This window comes from Nonomuraea sp. K271 (assembly GCF_009908215.1).
In the GTDB taxonomy this organism is placed as follows: Bacteria; Actinomycetota; Actinomycetes; order Streptosporangiales; family Streptosporangiaceae; genus Nonomuraea; species Nonomuraea longispora.
On the sequence record NZ_JAAAHR010000004.1, the window covers coordinates 21,257 to 44,574 of the forward strand.

At 71.1% G+C, this 23,318-nt stretch carries 22 protein-coding genes; 13 read left to right on the forward strand and 9 right to left on the reverse strand.

Features of this window, described 5'->3' with window-relative positions; genetic code table 11:
- Window positions 1–27: 27 nt before the first annotated feature.
- Genes GUY59_RS02150 through GUY59_RS02175 form a run of 6 tightly spaced genes read left to right on the forward strand, consistent with a single transcriptional unit; the run spans window position 28 to window position 7,224 of the window.
- Window positions 28–1,644: an ABC transporter substrate-binding protein gene (locus GUY59_RS02150; RefSeq protein ID WP_138198980.1), complete on the forward strand. Its 1,617-nt coding sequence runs from the start codon at window positions 28–30 to the stop codon at window positions 1,642–1,644.
- Entirely contained in the window at window positions 1,644–2,603 is a 960-nt protein-coding gene (locus GUY59_RS02155; protein ID WP_138198979.1) for an ABC transporter permease, read from the forward strand. Before GUY59_RS02150 ends, GUY59_RS02155 begins: the two co-directional genes overlap by 1 nt.
- On the forward strand, window positions 2,596–3,462 hold the full coding sequence (locus GUY59_RS02160; protein WP_138198978.1) for an ABC transporter permease: 867 nt from the start codon (window positions 2,596–2,598) through the stop codon (window positions 3,460–3,462). The genes GUY59_RS02155 and GUY59_RS02160 overlap by 8 nt, the downstream gene beginning before the upstream one ends.
- Entirely contained in the window at window positions 3,459–4,424 is a 966-nt protein-coding gene (locus GUY59_RS02165) for an ABC transporter ATP-binding protein (protein WP_138198977.1), read from the forward strand. The genes GUY59_RS02160 and GUY59_RS02165 overlap by 4 nt, the downstream gene beginning before the upstream one ends.
- A complete protein-coding gene (locus GUY59_RS02170) occupies window positions 4,421–5,389 on the forward strand; it encodes an ABC transporter ATP-binding protein (protein WP_201760409.1) in 969 nt (322 codons plus the stop codon). Before GUY59_RS02165 ends, GUY59_RS02170 begins: the two co-directional genes overlap by 4 nt.
- Window positions 5,390–5,439: 50 nt before the next feature.
- A complete protein-coding gene (locus GUY59_RS02175; protein WP_201760418.1) occupies window positions 5,440–7,224 on the forward strand; it encodes a gamma-glutamyltransferase family protein in 1,785 nt (594 codons plus the stop codon).
- A 290-nt stretch (window positions 7,225–7,514) separates the two neighbouring features.
- On the opposite strand, the gene GUY59_RS02180 is transcribed toward GUY59_RS02175, so the two are convergent.
- From GUY59_RS02180 to GUY59_RS02190, 3 genes are all read right to left on the reverse strand, one after another.
- Window positions 7,515–8,600 (reverse strand): carboxylate-amine ligase, encoded by a 1,086-nt coding sequence (locus GUY59_RS02180; protein ID WP_138198975.1) that lies wholly within the window; start codon window positions 8,598–8,600, stop codon window positions 7,515–7,517.
- 88 nt (window positions 8,601–8,688) lie between these two features.
- Window positions 8,689–9,339, reverse strand: a complete 651-nt coding sequence (locus GUY59_RS02185) for a M15 family metallopeptidase (RefSeq protein ID WP_138198974.1) — start codon at window positions 9,337–9,339, stop codon at window positions 8,689–8,691.
- A 12-nt stretch (window positions 9,340–9,351) separates the two neighbouring features.
- Window positions 9,352–10,500, reverse strand: coding sequence for an ROK family transcriptional regulator (locus GUY59_RS02190; protein WP_138198973.1), 1,149 nt, complete (start codon window positions 10,498–10,500; stop codon window positions 9,352–9,354).
- A gap of 137 nt (window positions 10,501–10,637) precedes the next feature.
- Between GUY59_RS02190 and GUY59_RS02195 the strand changes: the two genes are divergently transcribed.
- The 4 genes from GUY59_RS02195 (at window position 10,638) to GUY59_RS02210 (ending at window position 15,327) form a co-directional block, all read left to right on the forward strand.
- Complete coding sequence (locus GUY59_RS02195) at window positions 10,638–11,960, forward strand: extracellular solute-binding protein (protein ID WP_138198972.1); 1,323 nt, start codon at window positions 10,638–10,640, stop codon at window positions 11,958–11,960.
- 4 nt (window positions 11,961–11,964) lie between these two features.
- Window positions 11,965–12,969, forward strand: coding sequence for a carbohydrate ABC transporter permease (locus GUY59_RS02200; protein WP_138198971.1), 1,005 nt, complete (start codon window positions 11,965–11,967; stop codon window positions 12,967–12,969).
- Complete coding sequence (locus GUY59_RS02205; protein ID WP_138198995.1) at window positions 12,969–13,820, forward strand: carbohydrate ABC transporter permease; 852 nt, start codon at window positions 12,969–12,971, stop codon at window positions 13,818–13,820. Before GUY59_RS02200 ends, GUY59_RS02205 begins: the two co-directional genes overlap by 1 nt.
- 64 nt (window positions 13,821–13,884) lie before the next feature.
- Window positions 13,885–15,327, forward strand: a complete 1,443-nt coding sequence (locus GUY59_RS02210) for a glycoside hydrolase family 3 protein (RefSeq protein ID WP_138198970.1) — start codon at window positions 13,885–13,887, stop codon at window positions 15,325–15,327.
- Between the two features lie 24 nt (window positions 15,328–15,351).
- On the opposite strand, the gene GUY59_RS02215 is transcribed toward GUY59_RS02210, so the two are convergent.
- The gene (locus tag GUY59_RS02215; protein WP_138198969.1) at window positions 15,352–16,530 is read right to left on the reverse strand and encodes an ROK family transcriptional regulator; all 1,179 of its coding nucleotides are present in this window, start codon (window positions 16,528–16,530) and stop codon (window positions 15,352–15,354) included.
- A gap of 109 nt (window positions 16,531–16,639) precedes the next feature.
- Here GUY59_RS02215 and GUY59_RS02220 point away from each other — a divergent pair, with 109 nt between their 5' ends.
- On the forward strand, window positions 16,640–17,089 hold the full coding sequence (locus GUY59_RS02220) for an RrF2 family transcriptional regulator (RefSeq protein ID WP_132333592.1): 450 nt from the start codon (window positions 16,640–16,642) through the stop codon (window positions 17,087–17,089).
- A 26-nt stretch (window positions 17,090–17,115) separates the two neighbouring features.
- Here the strand turns inward: GUY59_RS02220 and GUY59_RS02225 are convergent, their stop codons facing one another.
- A complete protein-coding gene (locus GUY59_RS02225) occupies window positions 17,116–18,297 on the reverse strand; it encodes an MFS transporter (protein ID WP_138198968.1) in 1,182 nt (393 codons plus the stop codon).
- An 80-nt stretch (window positions 18,298–18,377) separates the two neighbouring features.
- On the opposite strand from GUY59_RS02225, the gene GUY59_RS02230 reads away from it, so the two are divergent.
- Both GUY59_RS02230 and GUY59_RS02235 read left to right on the forward strand, forming a co-directional pair.
- Complete coding sequence (locus GUY59_RS02230) at window positions 18,378–18,959, forward strand: TetR/AcrR family transcriptional regulator (RefSeq protein ID WP_138198967.1); 582 nt, start codon at window positions 18,378–18,380, stop codon at window positions 18,957–18,959.
- A 415-nt stretch (window positions 18,960–19,374) separates the two neighbouring features.
- On the forward strand, window positions 19,375–20,163 hold the full coding sequence (locus GUY59_RS02235; protein ID WP_138198966.1) for a DNA-formamidopyrimidine glycosylase family protein: 789 nt from the start codon (window positions 19,375–19,377) through the stop codon (window positions 20,161–20,163).
- Here the strand turns inward: GUY59_RS02235 and GUY59_RS02240 are convergent.
- The 4 genes from GUY59_RS02240 to rimO form a co-directional block, all read right to left on the reverse strand.
- Window positions 20,160–20,516: a helix-turn-helix domain-containing protein gene (locus GUY59_RS02240; RefSeq protein ID WP_132333609.1), complete on the reverse strand. Its 357-nt coding sequence runs from the start codon at window positions 20,514–20,516 to the stop codon at window positions 20,160–20,162. The two genes, GUY59_RS02235 and GUY59_RS02240, sit on opposite strands and share 4 nt — an antisense overlap.
- Window positions 20,517–20,802: 286 nt before the next feature.
- Complete coding sequence (locus tag GUY59_RS02245) at window positions 20,803–21,294, reverse strand: CinA family protein (protein WP_138198965.1); 492 nt, start codon at window positions 21,292–21,294, stop codon at window positions 20,803–20,805.
- 7 nt (window positions 21,295–21,301) lie between these two features.
- Window positions 21,302–21,874: a CDP-diacylglycerol--glycerol-3-phosphate 3-phosphatidyltransferase gene (gene pgsA / locus GUY59_RS02250; protein WP_132333587.1), complete on the reverse strand. Its 573-nt coding sequence runs from the start codon at window positions 21,872–21,874 to the stop codon at window positions 21,302–21,304.
- The gene (rimO, locus tag GUY59_RS02255; RefSeq protein ID WP_138198964.1) at window positions 21,871–23,280 is read right to left on the reverse strand and encodes a 30S ribosomal protein S12 methylthiotransferase RimO; all 1,410 of its coding nucleotides are present in this window, start codon (window positions 23,278–23,280) and stop codon (window positions 21,871–21,873) included. The genes pgsA and rimO overlap by 4 nt, the downstream gene beginning before the upstream one ends.
- Between the last annotated feature and the right edge of the window lie 38 nt (window positions 23,281–23,318).

The window sequence follows — 23,318 nt, forward strand, 5'->3', positions numbered from 1 at the left end:
TCTCCTAAACGTTCCTACGGAGGCCCCATGAGACCGTCCCCCAGGCTCGTCGCGGCGCTCGCCGTCCTCCCCGTGGCCCTGGCGGCCTGCGGCGGAGGCGGATCCACCGGCACGCCCGCCGCACCTCCATCCATCGCCGACGCCACCACCGACAACCGGCCGGTCAAGGCTGGCGGCACGCTCAACATCGCGCTCAACGCCGACCCCGACGCACTCGACCCGAGCTCCGCGACCACCCTGGTGGGACGCGAGGTCTTCGCGAACATGTGCGAGAAGCTCTACGACATCGACGCCGCCTCCGCTCTCGTGCCCCAGCTGGCCGCAGCGCTGCCGGAGGTCTCCGACGGCGGCAAGGAGGTGACGATCAAGCTGCGTGAAGGCGTGAAGTTCAACGACGGTACGCCGTTCGACGCCGAGGCGGTCAAGAAGTCGCTCGACCGGCACCGCACCTGGAAGAAGTCCGCTCGCAAGGCCGACCTCGCCCCGGTCGACAAGGTCACCGTGGTCGACCCCGCCACGGTCAAGCTCACGCTGTCGCAGGCGTTCACCCCGCTGACCTCGCAGCTCGCCGACCGCGCCGGCATGATCATGTCGCCCAAGGCGCTGGACGAGGCGGGCGACAGCTTCGGCGCGAGCCCGGTGTGCGTGGGGCCGTTCCAGTTCGCCGGCCGTACGTCCGGCAGCGAGATCGTGCTGGAGAAGGCGCCCGACTACTACGACGCCGCCAAGGTCAAGCTCGACAAGCTCGTCTACAAGATCATCATCGACCCCAACGTACGGGCGGCGAACCTGAAGTCCGGCGACGTGCACGTGGCCGACCAGCTCGCCACCACCACGGTCAAGGGTGTGCAGGCCGACCCCAACCTGAAGGTCGTGGCGGGGGGCGGCCTCGGCTACTACGGCGTCACGATCAACGTCGGCAACGCCAACGGGGCCACGGAGAAGTCCGGCCCGGTGGACACGGCACTGGGCAAGAGCCCGCAACTGCGGGAGGCGTTCGAGCTGTCCCTCGACCGCGAGGTGATCAACAAGACCGTCTACAACGGCCTGTACGAGGCCGACTGCTCCCCCTTGCCGCTGGACAGCCCCTACCGGGCGCAGGATTTGCAGTGCTCGAAGCGCGACGTCGCCAAGGCCAAGCAGCTCGTGCAGGCCTCCGGCGTGCCGACGCCGGTCCCCGTGAGCCTCAACACGCCCAACGACGCCACCAACATCCGCCTGGCGCAGGTCATCCAGCAGATGGCCAAGGAGGCGGGCTTCGAGGTGAGCGTGAAGACGGGCGAGTTCGTCAGCAACCTGGAACAGGGCAAGGCCGGCGACTTCGACGCCATGCTGGTCGGCTGGTCGGGCCGGGTGGACCCGGACGGCAACCTCACCGGCATGGTCACCACCGGCGGCGCCAACAACTACAGCGGCATGTCCGACCCGGGCATCGACGGCCCGGTCAAGGAGGCGGCCGCCGAATCGGACACCGCCAAGCGGACCGAGCTCTACAGCAGCGCGACGAAGAAGATCGCCGAACTGCGCGGAATCGTGTACCTCTACCACAACAAGTACTACCTGGGCACACACAAGGACGTCGCCGGGGTCCAGTACTTCAAGGACGGCCTCCCGCGCTTCGCCACCGCCGGGTTCACCTCCTGATGCTCTGGTTCATCCTCCGGCGCTGCGGGTCCGCGGTGATCGTCATGTTCCTGGGCAGCGTTCTGATCTTCCTGGGGATCAGGGCGCTGCCCGGCGACCCGGCCACCGTCATGGCGGGGCAGGAGGCCTCGCCCGAGGTGGTCGAGGCCATCCGGCAGGAGTTCGGCCTGGACAAGCCGCTGCCCGCACAGTACGTCGACTACATCGGCCAGGCCCTGACCGGCAATTTCGGCCGCTCCACGCAGGACCAGCTCCCGGTGATCGACATCATCGCCGAGCGGCTGCCGGTGACGCTGGAGTTGTCGGCCCTGGCCATGCTGGTCGCGATCGTCATCGGCGTGGGCGCCGGCATCGTGGCGGCGGTGCGCCGAGGCAAGGTCGCCGACTACGTCGCCACCGGGTTCGGCCTGGCCGGGTTGTCGGTGCCGCACTTCTGGCTGGGCCTGCTCGCCATCCTGCTGTTCGCGGTCACCTGGCAGGTGCTGCCCGCCTCGGGCTACGTGCCGTTCACCCAGGACCCGGGCGAGAACCTGCAGCGCATGATCCTGCCCGCCCTCGTGCTCGGCACCGGCTTCGCGGCCATCCTGATGCGGCAGACCCGCTCGGCCATGCTGGGCGCGCTGTCGGCGGACTACGTCAGGACCGCGCGGTCCAAGGGCCTGTCGGAGGCGAAGGTGGTGGGCGCGCACGCGCTGCGCAACAGCCTGACGACCGTCATCACCGTGCTCGGCCTGCAGCTCGGCGCCCTCATCAGCGGCGCCGTGGTGACCGAGCAGATCTTCGTGATCCCCGGGTTCGGCAAGCTGACCGTGGACGCGGTGCTGACCAGGAACTACCCGGTCATCCAGGCCGTCGTCCTGATCACCGTGATCGGCTACGTCGTCGTCAACCTGCTGGTCGACATCGCCTACGCCTTCCTCAACCCGCGCATCAGGCTGTCGGGGGGCTCTCATGACTGAGCATGCCGTCGCCGCGGGCAGGGCCGCCCGCAGGCGCAGGTTGTGGCGGCGGTTCCGGCGGCGGCCGATGCCGATGGCCGGGCTGGTGCTGGTCGTGGGCTTCGTCCTGCTGGCCCTGGCGGGGCCGCTGGTCGCCGGCGACCCGGCCGCGCAGGACTACCTGGCCACGCTGGCCCCTCCGTCGCCCGCGCACCTGATGGGCACCGACGACCTGGGCAGGGACGCGTTCGCCAGGATCGCGCACGGCGCACAGGTGTCGCTCCAGGCCGGGGTGCTGTCCACCCTGCTCGCGATGGCCGTGGGCATCCCGATCGGGCTGGTCGCCGGCTTCTACCGGCGCTGGCTCGACCCGGTCGTGATGCGGCTGGTGGACGTGACGCTGGCCTTCCCCTTCCTGGTCTTCGCGGTGGGCCTGGCGGCGATCATCGGGCCGTCGCTGAAGGGCGTGGTGCTGGCGCTGGGCTTCGCCCAGTTGCCCGCCGTCATCCGCATCACCCGGGGCGAGGTGCTGGCGGTCAGGGAGATGGACTACGTGGCCGCGGCCGTCGCCGACGGCGCCGGCGACGGGCACATCATCTTCAGGTACGTGCTGCCCAACTGCGCCAGCCCGCTGATCGTGCAGGCCACGGTGGCGATCCCGACGGCCATCATCGGCGAGTCCACGCTGTCGTTCCTCGGGCTCGGCGTGCAGCCGCCGACCCCCTCGTGGGGCGTGATGCTGACGACCGCGCAGCAGTACCTCAGCGACGCGCCGTGGCTGGCCATCTGGCCAGGGCTGATGATCGCGCTGGCCACGCTCGGCTTCAACCTGCTCGGCGACGGGCTGCGCGACGTACTGGACCCGAGGAGCGGCCGATGAGCCTGCTGGAGATCACCGACCTGACCGTCGGGTTCGACACCGAGGACGGCCTGGTGCAGGCGGTCAGGAACATCTCTCTCACCCTGGACGAGGGCGAGATCCTGGCGTTGTGCGGCGAGTCCGGCTGCGGCAAGTCGGTCACCGCGATGTCGGTGCCCCGGCTGCTGCCGCCCGACACGACCCGCTTGTCCGGCTCGGTGACGCTGGACGGCCGCGAACTGACCACGCTGCCCGAGCCGGACATGCGACACGTGCGCGGCAAGGACGTCTCGGTCGTCTTCCAGGAGCCGATGACCTCGCTCAATCCGTCGTTCAGCGTCGGCTACCAGATCACCGAGGTGCTGCGCCGGCACGAGGGCCTGTCGCGGCGGGCGGCCGGCGAGCGCGCGCTCGCGCTGCTGGAGCTGGTCGGCATCCCGGCGCCGGCGCGCAGGATGAAGGAATATCCGCACCAGCTGTCAGGAGGCATGCGGCAGCGCGTGATGATCGCGATCGCGGTGGCCTGCTCGCCCCGCGTGCTGATCGCCGACGAGCCGACCACGGCGCTCGACGTGACGATCCAGGCGGGCGTGCTGGACGTGTTCCGCGACCTGCGCGACCGGCTCGGCACGGCGATCATCCTGATCACGCACGACCTGGGCGTGGTGGCCGACATCGCCGACCGGGCCGTCGTCATGTACGCGGGCCGTGCCGTGGAGCAGGCCACGGTGACCGAGCTGTTCGCGAACCCGCGGCACCCGTACACACTGGGGTTGATGAAGGCCCTGCCGACGGCGGCGGTCGGCGGCCGGCTGGCGGAGATCCCCGGCATGGTCCCCTCGCCGCTGTCCGACCCCGACGAGTGCGCCTTCCACGACCGCTGCCCGCGTGTCCAGACCGACTGCCGTCTGTCACGGCCCCAGCTCGTACGCCAGGCGAAAGGCCACCTGGCGGCCTGCTTCCACCCTGGAGGTCAGTCGTGATCCTGCGCATCGACAACCTGGTCAAGCACTACGGCCAGGTGCGCGCCGTGGACGGGCTGTCACTGGAGATCGACCACGGCGAGGTGCTCGGCCTGGTCGGTGAGTCCGGCAGCGGCAAGTCCACGGTCGGCAAGTGCGTGCTGCGCCTGACCGATCCGACCGCGGGCACGATCGAGCTGGCCGGCCGCGACATCACCCGCCTGTCGCGCCGGGCCATGCGCCCGCTGCGCAGGGACATGCACATGGTCTTCCAGGACCCCTTCTCCTCGCTCAACCCGCGCTTCACGATCGAGCAGATCGTCGGCGAGCCGCTGCTGCGGCACAAGGTGGCCGACCGCCGGGGCGTCTCGGAGCAGGTCTCGGCCATGCTGGAGAAGGTGGGGCTGCGGCCGGAGATGCGCTCGCGGTTCCCGCACGAGTTGTCCGGCGGGCAGCGCCAGCGGGTGGGGCTGGCCAGGGCGCTCATCCTGGAGCCGAAGCTGGTGGTGGCCGACGAGCCGGTGTCGGCGCTGGACGTGTCCGTACAGGCCTCCGTGCTCAACCTGATCACCGACCTGCAGCGGGACATGGGCTTCTCGTGCCTCTTCATCACGCATGACCTGTCGGTCGTGGAGTTCCTGGCCGACCGGATCGCCGTCATGTACCTGGGCAAGATCGTGGAGTCGGGTCCGAAGGCCGAGATCTTCGCGGCGCCGCGGCATCCGTACACGCAGGCGCTGTTGTCGGCGGCCCCGGTCGCCGATCCGGTGCGGCAGCGTGAGCGGCGCAGGATCGTGCTCGGCGCCGACGTGCCGAGCCCGGTCGACCCGCCCTCGGGATGCCGCTTCCACACGCGGTGCCCGCTGGCGTACGACGCCTGCCGCACCGACGAGCCCCCCTTGACCGACACGCGGAGCAACGGGCATCCGGCCGCGTGTCACCTCGTCACGGCGGACCGCATCCCCGACGCGGCCGCTCATCGTTGAAGGAGAATGGTTTGTTCACCACCAGGCCTGAGCTGTCCGGCGACTTCGGCATGGTCGCCAGCACCCACTGGCTGGCCTCCGCCGCCGGCATGAGCGTGCTGGAACGCGGCGGCAACGCCTTCGACGCGGCCGTGGCCGCGGGGTTCGTGCTGCAGGTCGCCGAGCCGCATCTGAACGGCCCGGGCGGCGAGGTGCCGATCCTTTTGTGGAGTGAGGCCGACCAGAAGGTGTCGGTGGTGTGCGGCCAGGGCGTGGCGCCGGCCGCGGCCACGATCGAGCACTACACCGGGGCCGGCCTGGACGTGGTGCCCGGCACGGGGCTGCTGGCGGCGACCGTGCCCGGGGCGTTCGGCGGATGGATGCTCATGCTGGAGCGCTGGGGCACCTGGTCGCTGGCCGACGTGCTGGCCCCCGCGATCCACTACGCCGAGCACGGCGTGCCGGTGCTGGACCGGATCTCCGCCACGATCGAGTCGGTCGCGGGGCTGTTCACCGACGACTGGCCGACGTCGGCGGCGACCTGGCTGCCCGGCGGCGCCGCGCCCGCGCCGGGCTCTCAGCTGGCCAACCCGGTGCTGGCCGCGACGTACCGGCGGCTGGTCGCGGAGGCCGAGGCGGCGTCGAGCACCCGCGAGGGGCAGCTCGCCGCTGCGAGGAAGGCCTGGTACGAGGGCTTCGTCGCCGAGGCGATCGCCGAGTTCAGCACCAAGACGGCCTGGCGCGACAGCTCCGGCGAAGTGCACGGCGGGCTGCTGACCGGCGACGACCTGGCGGGCTGGGAGCCCTCGGTCGAGGATCCCGTGAGCTTCGACTACCGCGGGCACACCGTGTGCAAGACGGGGCCGTGGGGGCAGGGCCCGGTGTTCCTGCAGCAGCTCGCCCTGTTGTCCGGGTTCGACCTGGACGCGATGGGCTACCTGAGCGCCGACTACGTGCACACGGTCACCGAGGTCGCCAAGCTGGCCTTCGCCGACCGCGAGGCCTGGTACGGCGACGCCGGCGTACCCATGTCGGACCTGCTGAGCGAGGCGTACAACGCCGAGCGGCGCGCCCTCGTCGGTCCGGGGGCCAGCATGGACCTGCGGCCCGGCTCCCCCGGCGGGCGGACGCCCAGGCTGCCCGACCTCCCCGCACCTGGCATCTCCAGCAGCGCGCCCGGCGTCTCCGGCGCCCGCGCCCCGCAGGGTGTCGGCGAGCCCACGGTCGCCAAGAGCGCGGGCGGCGTGGAGGTGACCTCCGCCGACGGCACGGTCAGGGGCGACACCTGCCACGTCGACGTGGTCGACCGGCACGGCAACATGGTCTCGGCCACGCCCAGCGGCGGCTGGCTGCAGAGCTCGCCCACCATCCCCGCGCTGGGCTTCTGCCTGGGCACGCGGGCGCAGATGTTCTGGCTGCAGGAGGGCCTGCCGGCGTCGCTGCGTCCCGGTACGCGGCCGCGTACCACGCTGTCGCCGTCGTTCGCGCTCAGGGACGGCCGGCCGTGGCTCGCCTTCGGCACGCCGGGCGGCGACCAGCAGGACCAGTGGAGCCCGAACTTCTTCCTGTCCGTCGTCCACGGCGGGCTGAACCTTCAGGAGGCCATCGACGCGCCCATGTTCCACACCGAGCACTTCCCCAGCTCGTTCTTCCCGCGCGGCTCGCGCCCCGGCGTCCTGCACGTGGAGGACCGCCTGGACCCGGGCGTCGTCGCCGAGTTGCGGCGGCGCGGGCACGAGGTGGAGGAGCAGGGCCCGTGGTCGCTCGGCAGGCTCAGCGCGGTCGCCCGTGACGGCGCCTTCCTCAGGGCCGCCGCCAACCCTCGGGGCGCGCAGGGCTACGCCGTCGGCCGGTGAGGTGCCTGACCGACGGGAAGCGCCCTCGTCGGTGACGGCGTGCGGGCCGGCTCGACGGGCATGAGCTGAAGGCCCACAGAGGTGATGTCGCGAGGAGTCACGTCGCACACTCCCGCGGCAGGTGGCGCGAACCGAGCAGGTCGTCGCGCGCCAACCGGCGGTAGGTGTGGGGAAGGCGCTTGTGGAACAGGCGATACAGCGCCCAGTGCCACAGCGGCGGGCGCTCCCGCAGGCGCAGTGCGACACTGCAACGTACGACGTCTATGTGAACTGGGCCACGCGACCATGATCTACGCGACCGTCGCCTCGATCAGGTCGTCCACCACCTCGGCCAGGTCATTGCCCCGGGAATGCACCCGGCGCTGGCGCATGGCTCCCGAGCCCTGGCGCAGCAGCCGGTCCAGGCCCTCCTGCACGAACGTCAGGTCACCCGCCTCGGTCAGCGCCGGGCGTACGTGCTCCAGGAGGCGACCGGCCATCACCGGGGCGGGCACGAGTGTGCCGTGCCGCACGTCCATGCTGTCGCCCAGCAGCCCGTCGCGGGCGGCCCGCCAGTAGGCGGCGCGCAGCACCTCGGTGGACACCGGCAACCCCCTGTCGCCGCGCCGGACGGCCTCCAGAGAGGTCACGACCAGGGCGCGGATGAGCCCGATCAGGGTGAGGCTGTCGGCCACGTCGAGGGGCACGTCGGCCACCCTGATCTCCACGGTCGGCAGCTGGGGCGACGGGCGGGCGTCCCAGTAGACGGTCTTGGCGTCGAGCAGCGCGCCCGACTCCGCCAGCGAGCGCAGCGCCAGCTCGTAGTCGCGGTACGACGGGAAGTAGGGGGGTGCGCCGGAGACCGGCCAGCGGCCCCAGCTGATCACACGCCACGACGCGTAGCCGGTGTCGCGTCCCACGAAGAACGGCGAGTTGGCGGCCAGCGCGATCAGCGTCGGCAACCATGGCCGCAGGTGGTTGCCGACGTAGACGGCGTGCTCCTCGTCGGGCACGTCCACGTGGACGTGCAGGGCGCAGATGCTGATCTCGTCCTGTAGCGCGCGGTAGAGCACCCTGCCCTGGAGGTATCGGTCGTCGTCGGTGAGCGGCGGCTGCATGACGTTGCCCAGGACGGGGATGCCGCTCGCGACGACGGCCAGCCCGCAGCTGCGGGCCGCGTCCGCCACCTCCTTGCGCACGGTGCGCAGTTGCGAGCCCAGCTCGCTCAGGTCGGCGGACGGCGGCGTGCGCGCCTCCACCTGGAATCGGGTGATTTCTTGCACCACGTCCAGCACGTCCGTGGCCGCGGCCAGGACTTCGGCCGCTCGGGGAGCCACGTGGCGGGTGCGGGGATCGACGACGAGGTATTCCTCTTCGATCCCGATCAACGGAACCATGCCCACACCTCGTTGGGGAGTCCAAAAGTCTCCGTACGAAGTTGTGCCCGTACCGTGCCCTGGGGGAAACCCGTCCGGCAGGTGCTTGTCAGATGGGTCCGTAGAGGGCGTCAGGGGCGCGTGTGGCCATGGCCCAGTAGCGGTCACCGTAGGACCAGTGCCACCACTCCGTGGGGTAGTTGACCAGGCCGACCGGCTCCAGTGCGGCGGCCAGGAGCTTGCGGTGGGCGCGGGCGTCGTCGGAGATGTTGGGGGCGGCGGTGTAGCAGGCGCCTTCGCTCTGCTCGGGGTTGTCGTTGACCTGCGTGCCCATGTCATATTCGGTGCCCTTGGGAGAGCACAGGGTCAGGTCGACGGCGGCGCCGGCGGTGTGGGGGGCGACCTCGACGGGTGAGACATAACGACTCGCCGCGACGTAGGACTCGTCGGGCGACATGTCGGGGAATGCCGCCTCCAGCTCCGCCCGGTACCCGTCGAAGATCCGCCGCTGCGTCGCGATCGGACGGTAACCCTCGACGATCAGCAGGTGGTAGCCGTCGGGCAGCAGGGTCTCCGCCTTCTCCAGGCGGTCGAGCAGGCCGGAGCGCAGGTGGGCGTACGCACCGTCGTCGTCGGCCATGCGCGTGTCCACGCGCAGCCGCCCGCGTACGTCAGCCAGCGGTTCGCCGCATTCCCGCACCGGGACGGAGGCGACACGGGGGTCCGAGATGAGCACGACATCGTTCGGGGACTGCCACATGGGCAGAAATTCTCACACAGTGTCGGAGAAAACCTGTTCCCGGGCCTGATCCAGAGCCGCCACCAGGGCCCCGCGCAACACGGGGTTGCCGGCGACCCCGGTGGTGACCACGGTGGGCCGGCTCGGGCACACGCGCGCCACCGCCTCCTGCACCTTGGCGGCCAGCCGCGCGCCGCCGGCCCTGCCGACGTCACCGCTCAGGACGATCAGCCCGGGGTCGAGCACGACGGTCACGGCGGCCGCGCCCACGGCCAGCCGGAGCGCCACCTCGTCCAGATAGCCCTCGTCGCCACTGCGCACCAGGTCGGCCACGGTGTTGCCGGTCAGCCCGCGCCGCTCGGCCAGCCCGCGCAGGGCGTCGTGGCCCACCAGGCGCTGGTACGAGCCCGACTGCGGCTGGGAGACGTCGGTGGGCAGCGGCTCGCCCGGCACCGGCAGCCAGCCGATCTCGCCCGCTCCCCCGGCGATGCCGCGGTGCAGCCTGCCGCCCAGCATGACGCCGAGTCCCTGTCCGACGCCCGCCCAGATCACCACGAAGTCGTCGTGCCCGGCGGCCTCTCCGTACTTGTGCTCGGCAAGGGCGACAAGGTTGACGTCGTTCTCGATCGTCACCGAGGTGCCGAGGGTCTCGCGCAGGCTGGCCAGCACGCCGACGTGCCAGTCCGGCAGGTCGTACGACCAGCGCACGTCCCCGCTGACCGGGTCGACCACACCTCTGGTGCCGATGACGAAGGAACGCAGCCGGGACAGGCTGATGCCGGCCGCCTCGCAGGCCCGCCGCACGGCCGCGTGCACCGCCTCGACGGGATCGCGGCCGTCGGAGGGGTTGAGCGTGATCTCGACCACGGTCCGGCCTGTGATGTCCGCCACACCGACCCTGAGGCTGTCGGGCAGGACCTCGAGCCCGGCGACGTACGCGCAGGAGGGCACCACGGCGTACAGAGCGGCGTGGGGCCCCCTGCCGCCGGCCCGCTCCCCCGTGACCTCGACGAGCCCCCGCTCTTCGAGCCTGACGAGGAGCTGACCTGCGGTGACCTTGGACAGGCCGGTCCGCTCGCCGAGCTCGGCGCGGGTGAGGGGGCCGTCTCCGATGAGCAGTTCGAGCGCCGCCCGGTCGTTCAGCCGACGCAACAGCCGAGGGGTTCCCGGGTCTCGGCGCATCGGCGTTTCCCCTCTCGTCACGATCGGCTAACGGGCGTTTTATTAAGGAAAGTTTCTTGTTAGTTTATCAGCATCATTCGGCATTGACGATCAGCCTGGTGCGGACCGTAGGCCGGCACCCGGGAAGGGAGAACCCTGTGAGGATCGCGAAGATCACAGCCACCACGGTCACCACGGCCGCCCTGGCCCTGGGCCTGGCGGCCTGCGGCGGTTCAAGCGAGTCGCCTGAATCCTCACCGAGCGCGGCCGCCGCGAGCGGGCCGAAGTACGCCGGCAAGACCCTGACCTTCTGGCGCCTGGGCGACACCAACCCCGACGCCCAGAAGTACACCGATGAGCTGGTCGCCGAGTTCGAGAAGCAGACCGGCGCCAAGGTGAAGGTCGAGTGGATTCCGTGGGCCCAGGTCAACGACAAGTTCACGGCCGCGGCGGCGGGCGGCACCGGCCCCGACGTCACCGAGATCGGCAACGACCAGGTCCCGCTCTGGCAGAGCCAGGAGGCGCTGGAGCCCATCACGGACATCGTGGCCTCGGGCGACCAGGCCCAGATCCCCAAGAACCTGATGGGCCTTGAGACCATCGACGGTGAGACGTACGCCGTGCCATGGGGCGGCGGCAGCCGGGCGGTGCTCTACCGCGCCGACTGGTTCAAGGAGCTCAAGATCGAGGTGCCCAAGACCTGGGACGAGCTCGTCGCCGCGGCCAAGAAGATCCAGGCCGAGAAGGGCTCCGACGTCGACGGCTTCGCCTTCAACGGCGGCTCCGACGCCAACCATCTGCTCGGCGCCCTCGCCTGGACCGCCGGCGGCGAGTACGCCGTCAAGGAGGGCGACAAGTGGGTCGGCAAGCTGACCGAGCCCGGGTTCAAAACCGGCTTCGCCCAGTACACCGGCCTGGTCACCGACGGTCTGTCCAGCAAGTCGCGGCTCAACCAGAACACCACCGAGATCCGCACCCGCTTCTCCAACGGCAAGGTCGGCATGTACCTCACCGCCGCATGGGACCTCGCCGGAATCGAGGAGGACAGCAAGGGCAAGCTCAAGGGCGACAAGCTCGCGTTCTTCTCGCTCCCGTCGCAGTCGGGCGGCGAGGCGCAGTCGTTCCTCGGCGGCAACGACATCGCCGTCTGGGGCACCTCGGAGGAGAAGGAGGCGGCCAAGGAGTTCGTCAAGCTGGCCTCCGGCAAGGAATGGGGCGTCAAGTACGCCACCGACGGCGGCCTGCTCCCCGTCTATCCCGAGGCCCTCGCCAAGCTGGCCGAGGACCCGGTGCAGGCGCCGTTCGCCGCCGCTTTCGCCAAGGCCAAGGCCTTCCCCGCCGACCCGCACTGGACCGAGGCCAACGAGACCAAGGCGGTGCTGCAGAACGCCGCCCGCAAGGTCATCGAAGGCAAGGCGTCCGCCGACGAGGCGCTGGCCGCGGCCAACAAGGAACTCGAAGACATCCTCAACGCCTCCTGAGCCTATGACGAACACGTCAACGCTTCCCCGGGGCGGGGACCGCTCCCCAGCCCGGGGATCGCGCCGCCCGAACCCGCCGCGCAAGGCCAGCGGGCTGCCCGCGTGGTCCATCCCCTACGTCCTGCTCGTCCCCGGCCTGCTGGTCATCGGCGCGCTGCTGCTCTACCCGCTGATCCAGATGGCGATCATCGCCTTCCAGAAGGTGGGCCTGGTCCAGATCTCCGGCAAGAAGCCGGCCACCTGGGTCGGGCTGGACAACTTCACCGCCTTCGTCGACAACGACATCTTCTGGTCCTCGCTCCGCAACACGGTGATGTTCGCCGTGATCGCGGTGCCGCTCACGCTCGTCCTCGGCACCGCCGTCGGCGTGCTGCTGCACCGGCTCGGCAAGAAGATGTCGTTGTTCGTCATCATCGGCATCATGTTCGCCTGGGCGGTGCCGCCCGTGGCGCAGGGCGTGATCTGGCGCTGGTTGTTCGACGCCGAGGCGGGCATCGTCAACTGGGCGCTCAATCTGCTGCCCGGCTGGTTCTCCACCGCCCTGTTCGGCCGGGCCGACTGGACCGGCGAACCCTGGCTCAACGACCCCTGGTCCATCTACATGGTGCTGGTCATCTGCGTGGTCTGGGCGGGCTTCCCGTTCATCGCCGTCTCGGTGCTGGCCGGCCTCAAGGGCGTGCCCGCCGAGCTGTACGAGGCCGCCAAGGTCGACGGCGCCGCCCCCTGGCGGACGTTCTGGCGGATCACGTTCCCGCTGCTGAAGCCCGTGTTCGCGGTGCTGACCGTGCTCTCCATCATCTGGGACTTCAAGGTCTTCTCCCAGCTGTACGTGCTGGCCGGCACCAACAACAGGGAGGCCTACAACCTGTCGATGTACGCGGTGACCGAGGCGTTCAAGGCCCCACCGAAGATGGGCTCGGGCGCGGCCATCGCCCTGGTGCTGACCGTGATCCTGCTCATCGTCACGGCTGCCTACATCCGGCAGATGTTCAAGCAGGAGGACACGTGATGACCCCGCTGGCCCGCAGACGCCTGGGCAAGGTCACGCTCAACGCCCTCGGCGTGCTGGTCTTCGCGATGGCCACCTTTCCCGTCTACTGGATGGTCTCCACCGCGTTCAAGACGAACGACCAGATCTTCACCACCGACTTCATCCCGTTCCCGACGCAGTTCACCCTCGAGCACGTGCAGCGCGTGCTGAGCGAGGGCGTGGCCGGGCACTCCATCTGGCTCTACCTGCGCAACAGCGCCATCGTCGCGCTCGGCACCATCGTCATCGGCGCCGTCTTCGCCCTGCTCTCGGCCACGGCGGTGGCCAGGTTCAGGTTCAAGGGGCGCACGCCGTTCCTCGCCCTGCTGCTCATCGTGCAGATGATCCCCGCCGAGGCGTTGGTCATCCCGCTGTTCCTGAGCGTCAAGCGGCTGGGCCTCTACGACCAGTTGCTCGGCCTGATCGTCACCCAGGTGGCGCTGACCCTGCCGTTCGGCATCTGGATGTTGCGCACGTTCGTCGCCGCGGTGCCCAAGTCGCTGGAGGAGGCCGCCTGGATCGACGGGGCCGGCCGGTTCACCACCTTCTGGAAGGTGCTCTTCCCGCTGGTGGCCCCCGGGCTCGTCGCGACCAGCATCTTCTCGTTCATCACCGCGTGGAACGAGCTCATCATGTCGCTGTACCTGATCAGCGACCCGACGAAGTACACCATGCCCGTCGCCCTGCAGTACTTCTTCGGGCAGAAGGGCACCGACTGGGGCGCCATCATGGCCACCTCCACGATGATGACCATCCCCGTCGTCGTCTTCTTCGTTGTCGTGCAACGCCGCATGGTCACCGGCCTGGTCGCCGGGGCCGTAAAGGGCTGACATCCGCGATCCGTACGGCACGACCGTGCCGTACTCCACCCTGCCTGAGAACTGATGAGGAGCCATGAGTCAGAGTGATCGGGGGCTGCGCCGTCTCGCGGCCGGCACACTGCTCGCCGCCTTCCAGGGCACCACGGCGCCCGCGTGGGTGCTGCGCGAGCTGGAGCACGGTCTGGGCGGTGTCACACTCTTCGGCTTCAACGTCGCCGAGCCCGCCCAGGTGCGCGAGCTGACCACCGCGCTGCGCGCCGCCGGTGAGCCCGTCATCTCGCTCGACGAGGAGGGCGGCGACGTGACGCGGCTGGCGTACCACGTCGGCAGCCCGTACCCGGGGAACGCGGCGCTCGGCGCGGTGGACGACGTCGAGCTGACCCGCCGCGTGCACATGGCGATCGCCGCCGAGCTGGCCGCCTGCGGCGTCAACCTCAACATGGCGCCGAGCGCCGACGTCAACACCGAGGCCGACAACCCGGTGATCGGCACCAGATCGTTCGGCACGGACGCGGAGCTGGTCGCCAGGCACACGGTGGCGGCCGTACGCGGCCTGCAGGCGGGCGGCGTGGCCGCCTGCGTCAAGCACTTCCCCGGCCACGGCGCCACCCGGGTGGACTCGCACCTCGCGGTGCCCGTCGTGGACGTCGGCCTGGACGTGCTGCGGGCGCGGGAACTCGCCCCCTTCCGCGCGGCGATCGGCGCGGGGGCGAAGTCGGTGATGACCGCGCACGTGGCGGTGCCCGCGGTGACGGGCGACGCCCCCGCCACGCTGTCCGGGGCCGCGCTGACCGGGCTCCTGAGGGGCGAGCTCGGGTACGACGGCGTGGTCGTCACCGACGCGCTCGACATGCACGCCATCACCAAGAGCGTGGGCCTGGCCGGGGGCGCCGTGCTGACGCTGGCGGCCGGCGCCGACCTGCTGTGCCTCGGCCCGCTGCCCACGTACGACGACATCCAGGCGATCGTCGAGGGGATCGTCACCGCCGTACGCGAGGGCCGCCTGCCGCTGGAGCGCCTGGAGGAGGCCGCGGAGCGGGTGGCGGCGCTGCGTGCCTGGTTCGGCGCGCCGCACGAGCCGACGGCCGAGCAGAACGGCGTCGGCCTGCACGCCGCCCGCCGAGCCGTACGCCTGACCGGCGCCCCGGAACCCCTGGTCGAGCCCCTGGTGATCGAGGTCGACACTCCGCCGACGATCGCCGTGGGCGACGTGCCGTGGGGCGTGGGCCCGTGGCTGCCCGACGCGGAGATCGTCAGGGTCGGCCCCGAGGCGGCGGACGTCCCCGTGCTGCTGGCCAAGGCCGCGAACCGGTCGCTGGTCGTCGTCGTCAAGGACGCGCACCGCCACCAGGCCAGCCAGGACCTGGTCTCCGCGCTGGTGGCGGCCCGCCGCGACACGACGGTCATCGAGATGGGGCTGCCCGTGTGGCGGCCCGGCAGCGGCGCCTACATCGCGACGTACGGGGCCGGCAGGCCCAACGCCCAGGCCGCCGTCGAGCTGCTCGGCGCACGCTGACGGCCCGCGCCGCAAGGCCGGCTCTCAGGACGCCAGCAGCGCCTCGCGGGCCTCGTCGAGTGCGGCCAGCACGGCGCCGCGCAGCACCGGGTTCTGGCCGGTCACCGCCGTGGTGACGACCTGGGGGCGCACGGGGCAGATGCGGGCCACCGCCTCCTCCACCCGGGACGTGAGCGCGGCGCCGCCCGCGCCGACCTCCCCGGCCAGCACCACCAGGCCGGGGTCGAGGATCACGCACACGGCGGCCACGCCCAGGGCGAGCCGGTCGGCGATCTCGGAGAGCAGCGGCTCGCCCTCGGCGCCCGCCGCCACGGCGACCCGGACGCACTCGCCGGCGCTGCCGGCCGCGAAACCGTGGCCGCGGGCCAGCTCGGTCACCGTCTCGGCGCTGACCAGCGACTGCAGGCCGCCCGCCAGCGACGGCAGGCGCCCCGGCATGGTGCGGATGTCCTCGGGCAGCGGCACGCCGGGCACCGGCAGGTAGCCGATCTCGCCCGCGCTGCCCGAACGCCCCCTGTGCAGCTTGCCGCCGAGCATGACGGCCAGGCCCAGGCCGCGGCTCGCCCACAGCAGCACGAAGTCGTCGACCCCCTTGGCCGCGCCGTCGGCGCGCTCGGCGATGGCGGCGAGGTTGACGTCGTTCTCGATGGTCACCTCGCGCCGCAGGTCGCGGACGAGCGCGTCGTGGATGCCCTCGTGCCAGCCCGGCAGGTCGAACGCGAAGCGCACGTCGCCGCTGCGCGGGTCGACCACGCCGGGGGTGCCGATCACGACGCCGCGCAGCCTGGCCAGGCTGACCTTGGCGCTGCGGCAGGCCTTGGCGATCGCGTCGTGCACCACGGAGACCGGGTCGTCGTGACCTCGGGGATCGACGGTGACCTCGGCGACGGTGTGGCCGTGGATGTCGGCGACCACGGCCGAGATCAGCTCGGGCCCGACCTCCAGGCCGGCGACGTACGCGCTGGAGGGGATCACGGAGTAGAGGGCGGCGTTGGGGCCGCGCCCGCCGGCCTGGGTGCCGACCACCTCGACCAGGCCGCGCTCCTCCAACCTGGCCAGCGTCTGCGAGGCCGTGACCTTGGACAGGCCGGTCAGGTCGCCGATCTGCCCACGCGTCATGGGACCGGTGGCCAGCAGCAACTCCAGCGCGGCCCGGTCGTTGATCTCCCTCAGCAGCCTGGGCACACCAGGGCGTCGCTCCACGCGGAAATCCCACCCGTCAATCGAAAAGGTTGTTAGAAGTTTAGCGCCGGGCACCCGTTCTGACGGCCTTGCGACCTACCAGTGTTGACCAGGAGGGATAATCAGGAACATGCGCCTTTCCGCTCGTGTCGACTACGCCCTCCGTGCCGCCGCCGAACTCGCCGCAGCCGGTGCCGGCCCGACTACTGTGGGCGAGCTCGCCAAAGAGCAGGACATGCCCCCCAAATATCTGGAGAACATCCTGCTGCAGATGCGCCGCGCCGGGCTGGTGCGCGGGCAGCGAGGGCCGGAGGGCGGCTATGTGCTGGCCCGCTCCGCCGCCGAGATCTCCCTGGCCGATGTGATCAGGGCGGTGGACGGGCCGCTCGCCAACGTCCGCGGTGAGCGGCCCGAGCACGTCGGCTACCGCGGGCCCGCGGAGTCGCTGCAGCAGGTGTGGATCGCGCTGCGGGCCACCGAGCGCTCCATCCTGGAGGAGGTCACGCTGGAGCAGGTCGCCTCCGGCGCGCTGCCCGAGCGCATCCGCCTGCTCGCCTCCGACCCCGCCGCCTGGGGCTGACCGCCTTCTCGCCCGCCCGCCACCCGTCAGGCGCGCAGCCTGGCCGCCGTCCAGAAGAGGGCGAGCGCGACGAGTTCGGCCACGGCCGCGGCGGCGGGCAGCCAGCCGCTGCCGTGCGCGTCGAGCACGAGCCCGCCGAGCGCCCCGCCACCCGACACCCCGACATAGACGGCGCTGCTGTTGAGCGCGAGCGCCTGCGGCGCCGCCGGGCCCGCCATGGCGAGCAGCCGGGTCTGCGCGGGCGGCGGGATCCACCACGACACGGCCGCCCAGACCATGAGCAGCGGCAGGAGCGCGAGCAGCGCCATCGGCCGCAGGAGCCAGCAGGCGGTGAAGGCCGCCATCACCGCCGTGAACCCGGAGATCCCGATCATCAGCGCCCGGTCGGCACCCCACCGGTCGGCGGCGCGCCCGCCGAGCTGGCCGCCCACGAGCCCGGCCAGCCCGGCCAGGAAGAAGATCCAGCCGAGCTCGGTGGGCCCGGCCCCGGCCAGGTCCCGCAGGAACGGCGCGAGATACGTCATCAGCATCATGCTGCCCAGCACGATTGCCACGATCCCGAGCAGGCCGGCCAGCACCCGGGGCTGAGCGAGCGGGGCCAGCCGGCGCCCGATGGGCATGGCCTCGGCAGGCGGCGGCTCCGGCAGCGTGAGCCTGGTCGCCACCAGCGCGCCGAGCCCCAGCAACCCGCCGACCCCGAACGTGGCCGGCCAGCCGAACGCGCCTCCCACCCATGTGCCGATGGGCACGCCCAGCATGAGGGATCCGGTCAGACCGCCCATCACGAGTGCCAGGTAGCGTCCCTGCCGCCCTTCGGGCGCCATGGAGGTCGCGATGGCGTACGCCGCGGGCACGACGGCCGCCGCGGCGAGCGCCGCCAGCACCCGCAGGCCCATGAGCACGGCGTACGAGCCGGCGAACGCGGAGGCCCAGTTGGCGGCCACGAACAGCGTCAGGGCGCCGGTGATCAGCCCCCGCCTGGGCCAGGTGGCGCTCACCACGGACGCGACGGGCGCTCCCAGCGCGAACGCCAGCGAGAACACGGTGACCAGTTGCCCGCCCGCCGCCTCGCTGACGCCGAGGTCGGCGGAGATCGCCGGCAGCACGCCCGCGATCACGTAGTCGTCGGTGGCGAAGGCGAACGTGGTGAACGCCAGCGCGAGCAGCCACGCGGGCATGCCGGCACGCTGCCGCACGTCAACGGACATGGGTATCCCCTTGATTAAGGTAACACTTGTTTCCCAGATAGGGTAACAGTCGTCACCTCGATGACGTCAAAGGGATTCCCATGGCCAGGACCGCCGACCCGAACCGCCGCGCCGAACTGCTCGACCAGATCGTCGACTATCTGGCGGGTCACGGCCTCTCGACCCTGTCGATGCGACCGCTGGCCGAGCATCTGGGCAAGTCCACGCGCGTGCTGACGCACCACTTCGCCGACAAGGAGGAGCTCCTGTCGGCCACCATGGAGCGCCTGGACGAGCGGCACCGCGCCTGGCTGCGCTCGCTGCCCGGATGGACGGGCTCCGACAGCGTGGGCACGATCATCCGGCACACCTGGGACTGGCAGTCCTCGGAGGACAACCTGCCCATCGCCCGGCTCGTGCACGAGATCGAGGGCCTGGCGGCCGGTGGGCGCCTGCGCGGCCACGTACCCCGGCTGCTGGCGGACCGGTCGGAGTTCGTGGCGGGGCTGCTGCGCGAGCGGGGCGTGCCCCGGGCCGACGCGCTGCGCATCTCCACGCTGGCCAACTCGGCCTACACCGGGCTGCAGCTCGACCTGCTCACCACCGGTGATCGCGAGCGCGTCGAGGAGGCACTGGACCAGCTCTGCGCCCTGGTGGACGAGTGGGTCGCTACATACCGGTGAACCGGAGCACGACCTCCTCCAGTTCGGCGGGCCGCCGCCGCTCTCCCGCAACGTCGGGCCGTCGACGAACTCGCTGACGACGTACGCCCGGTCGTCCAGCAATCCCGTGGACAGGACCTGAGCGGTGCTGACCGCAGAGAGCCCGAGCAGGGGGCTCCATCCCGTGCAGGAAGGGTGCGGGCATCCAGCTCCGGCGGCAGCAAGCCGGATGACCACGGCCTAGCCGCCGGGCGCGCGCCCTGTGTAGACGCCGGAGCCCAGCCGCCCGGTCCCCCGGTGACCGGCCACCTCGACAGGGTCGTCGTCGCGTGAACCTGAGATTTGTGACATGCCGCAGTTGCCTCCCGCCACGTCCGGCCCCCGATCTCATTATGGGGGCGGAGGGGATGGAACGGGCGCTTCCTAGACTGGAAGCATGCCCGAAGGAGACGCCGTCCACCGTACGGCCGGCCGCCTGCGCGGCGCCCTGGACGGGCGCGTGCTCACCAGGTCGGACTTCCGTGTGCCCAGGCACGCCACCGCCGACCTGACCGGGCGCGCTGTCGTCACCACAGTGTCACGGGGCAAGCACCTCCTGACCCGTGTGGAGGGCGACCTGACCGTGCACACCCACCTGCGGATGGACGGGAGCTGGCTGGTGACGCCCGCCGGACGGCGTACACCGCCCGGCGACCTGGTCAGGCTGATCCTCGCCAACGAGCGCTGGCAGGCGGTGGGGCGCAGGCTCGGCATGGTGGATCTCGTCAGGACGGATGAGGAGGCACGGCTGGTCGGGCACCTCGGCCCGGACCTGCTGGGGCCGGACTGGGATCCGGATGAGGCCGCGCGGAGACTGAGATCGGCGCCCGGCCGGCCCATCGGGGAGGCGCTGCTCGATCAGCGCAACCTGGCCGGGATCGGCACGATCTATCGAGCCGAAACCCTGTTTCTGCGCGGGATCTGGCCGTGGCGGACAGTCGGAGAGGTCGAGGATCTGGAAGGGCTCGTGTCACTGGCGCAGCGCATCATGGCCGCCAACGCACATCATCAAGCGCCTGCGGGCACGGTGACCACAGGTGATCGCCGCCCGGCGAACCGGACGTGGGTCTACGGCAGGGCGGGGATGCCCTGTCGCCGATGCGGCACCCGCATCAGCCGCGGGGAAATAGGGGCTGGCCCACAGGAACGGCTGATCCTGTGGTGTGCCGGCTGCCAGCCGCGTTAGGCGGCCACCATGTCCTTGACTTCGGGGAACACGGATTCGGGGATCGACCCGGGGACCGACTCCGACAGGGGCAGACGCTCGTGCTCGGGCACGTCGGCAAGCACGGGGGCAGCCTGGAGCTCCGCCAGCGCGAACTGATCGGAAACTTCACGCAAAACCTGCGAAAGGGGCACGCCGAGTGCGCCGCAGATGGATGCGAGCAGCTCGGACGAGGCTTCCTTCTGCCCGCGCTCCACCTCGGACAAGTAGCCGAGCGAAACACGTGCGAGGGTGGACACCTCGCGCAGCGTGCGTCCCTGCCGCACCCGCAACCGCCTCAGCACGTCGCCGAGCAGCTGACGCAGCAGAATCATCTGTCGCTCCCTCCCCGGCGCGGATGTCTTCACCACGCCCCGCGCGATCGGTTCGTGCCGCACATTGGACTTCTTCGCTTCGTACATACTCCTCGCCGTCATCACTGGGCGCGGCCGGCCAGGGACCGCCGCTCGTGGCGCGTCGCTAGACTCATCAGGCCCGCCTGCCGGGCGCTCGGTGCTTGCAGTTGGCTCACGGACCTCACTCACAGCTCCACCGTACCCGTATCCACCGACACAGCGTCAGACCGTGCGTCGGATGTTCGCTCGGGACGTAACACAGTAATCACCCGGAATGTTCCCCTATGTTCGCCTTCAGCACACCTGCCAGGAGATCAACCGCCTCGTCCACCGTCTCTACCCTGATACGTTCGCGTGACCCTCGCAGGCTCAACGTCCGGGCCGAAATCTGCCCGGACGGCCCGCAGACGGCCGCGTGGACGGTGCCGACGGGCCGTCCGTCCTGGGGCTCCGGCCCCGCCACCCCTGTCACCGCGAGCCCGTACGTGGCCCCGCACACCCGGGCGACCCCCGCCGCCATGGCCGCGGCCACATCGGGATGCACCGCGCCCTCGCGGCGCAGCAGCTCGCCGGGCACGCCCAGCAAATCCCGCTTGAGGTCGGTCGCGTAGGAGATCACCCCGCCTACGAACGCCTGGGAGGCCCCGGAGACGGACGTGATGCTCGCCCCGATGAGCCCGCCCGTCAGCGACTCGGCCACCGCGACCGTCGCGTCCTGGGCCACCAGCAACCGCAACACTCCGGCGACGTCCGCCATCGATCGATCACTCCCCGCGCGCTCGCTTGGCGACCATGCGCAGCCGGATCGCCCTGGCGACATAGTCGACCCCCGTGCCGACCGTGACGGCCACCGCCGCGCCCATCACCACCCACCGGACGGGACCGGGCACGAACGGCAGCAGATAGAGCACGATGGCGGCGATCTGGAGCACGGTCTTGACCTTGCCACCGTAGCTGGCCGGGATGACGGCGTGCCGCAGCAGCACGAACCTGAGCGCCGTGATGCCCAGCTCTCTGCCGAGGATCACGACCGTGACCCACCACGGCAGCTCGCCCAGGATCGACAGGCACACCAGGGCCGCGCCGGTGAGCGCCTTGTCGGCGATCGGATCGGCGATCTTGCCGAAGTCGGTGACGAGGCCGTAGCGCCGGGCCAGCTCGCCGTCGAGGTGATCGGTGATCGAGGCCACCGCGAAGACCGCCAGCGCGGCGATCCGCCAGCCCGTGCCCGGCACGAACAGGCAGACGACAAAGAAGGGGACGAGCACCAACCGGAGGACCGTGAGGACGTTGGCGATGTTCCACGGGCTTACCACACGGCGCTCGTCCCTTTTCATGGACCGGCCTTGATGCGCGCGATCAGATCGACCCCCTCGGCGTCGACCACGACCGCGCGCACGATCTCTCCCTGGACCAGGCCGATGCCCTGCACCGTGACCGAGCCGTCGACCTCGGGGCCCTGGTGGGCGGCCCGGCCCTCGTAGCCGCCGTCACCCAGGTCGTCGTCGATCAGCACGTCGACCTCTGTGCCGATGCGCTCCTCCGCGCGTTGCGCGGTCAGCTCCTCGGCCAGCTCGGTGAGCGCCCGCACCCGCTCGTCGACGACCTCCTGAGGGAGCTTGCCCGGCAGCTCGGCCGCCTCGGTGCCGTCTTCGTCGGAATAGCCGAACACGCCGATCACGTCGAGCCTCGCGGCCTCGAGGAAGGCGACCAGCTCGCCGAACTCCTCCTCGGTCTCGCCGGGGAAGCCCACGATGAAGTTGGAGCGCACGCCCGCCTCAGGGGCGCGCTCGCGGATGCTCTCCAGCAGCCCGAGGAAACGCTGAGGGTCGCCGAAGCGGCGCATCCGGCGCAGGACGGAGCCGCTGGCGTGCTGGAAGGACAGATCGAAGTAGGCGGCGACGCCCTCGGTGCCGGTGATCACGTCGATCAGGCCGGGACGGAGCTCGGCCGGCTGCAGATAGCTGACCCGCACCCGCTCGACGCCCTCGACGGCCGCGAGCTCGGGCAGCAGCTTCTCCAGCGCCCGCAGGTCGCCCAGATCCTTGCCGTAGGACGTGGAGTTCTCGCTGACCAGGACGAGCTCGCGCACGCCCCGGTGGGCCAGCCAGTCGGCCTCGGCCAGCAGGTCCTCCGGCCTGCGCGAGACGTAGGAGCCGCGGAAGGCGGGGATGGCGCAGAACGTGCAGCGCCGGTCGCAGCCCGAGGCCAGCTTGAGCGAGGCGACCGGGCTCTCGTCGAGCCGCCTGCGCAGCACGCGCGGGCCGCTCGCGGGCGCCAGCCCTTCGGGCAGGTCGCCGTGGCCGGGGATGTTGGGCCTGGGCGCGCTGGCACGGTCCACCGGCGAGATGGGCAGCAGGGTGCGGCGGTCACGCGGTGTGTGCGGCTTGAGCGGCCGGCCGGCGACCACGTCGTCGAGGCGGCCGCCGATCTCGGCGTAGTCGTCGAAAGAGATCACCGCACTGGCCTCGGGCAGCGCGTCGGCCAGCTCGTTGCCGTAGCGCTCGGCCATGCAGCCCGCCGCCACCACCTTCGCGCCGGAGTCGGCGGCGGCCAGCAGCGTGTCGATGGAGTCTTTCTTGGCCGACTCGATGAAGCCACAAGTGTTGACGACGACGACATCGGGGTCGTCGTCGCCCAGCTGCCAACCGGCAGCCTCGAGTCGCGCGGCCAGCTCCTCGGAGTCGACCTCGTTGCGCGCGCAGCCCAGAGTGATCAGCGATGCGGTTCGGCGGGATGACATGGTGAACACTACGGTATCGGGAGTTGGCCACCACCCGA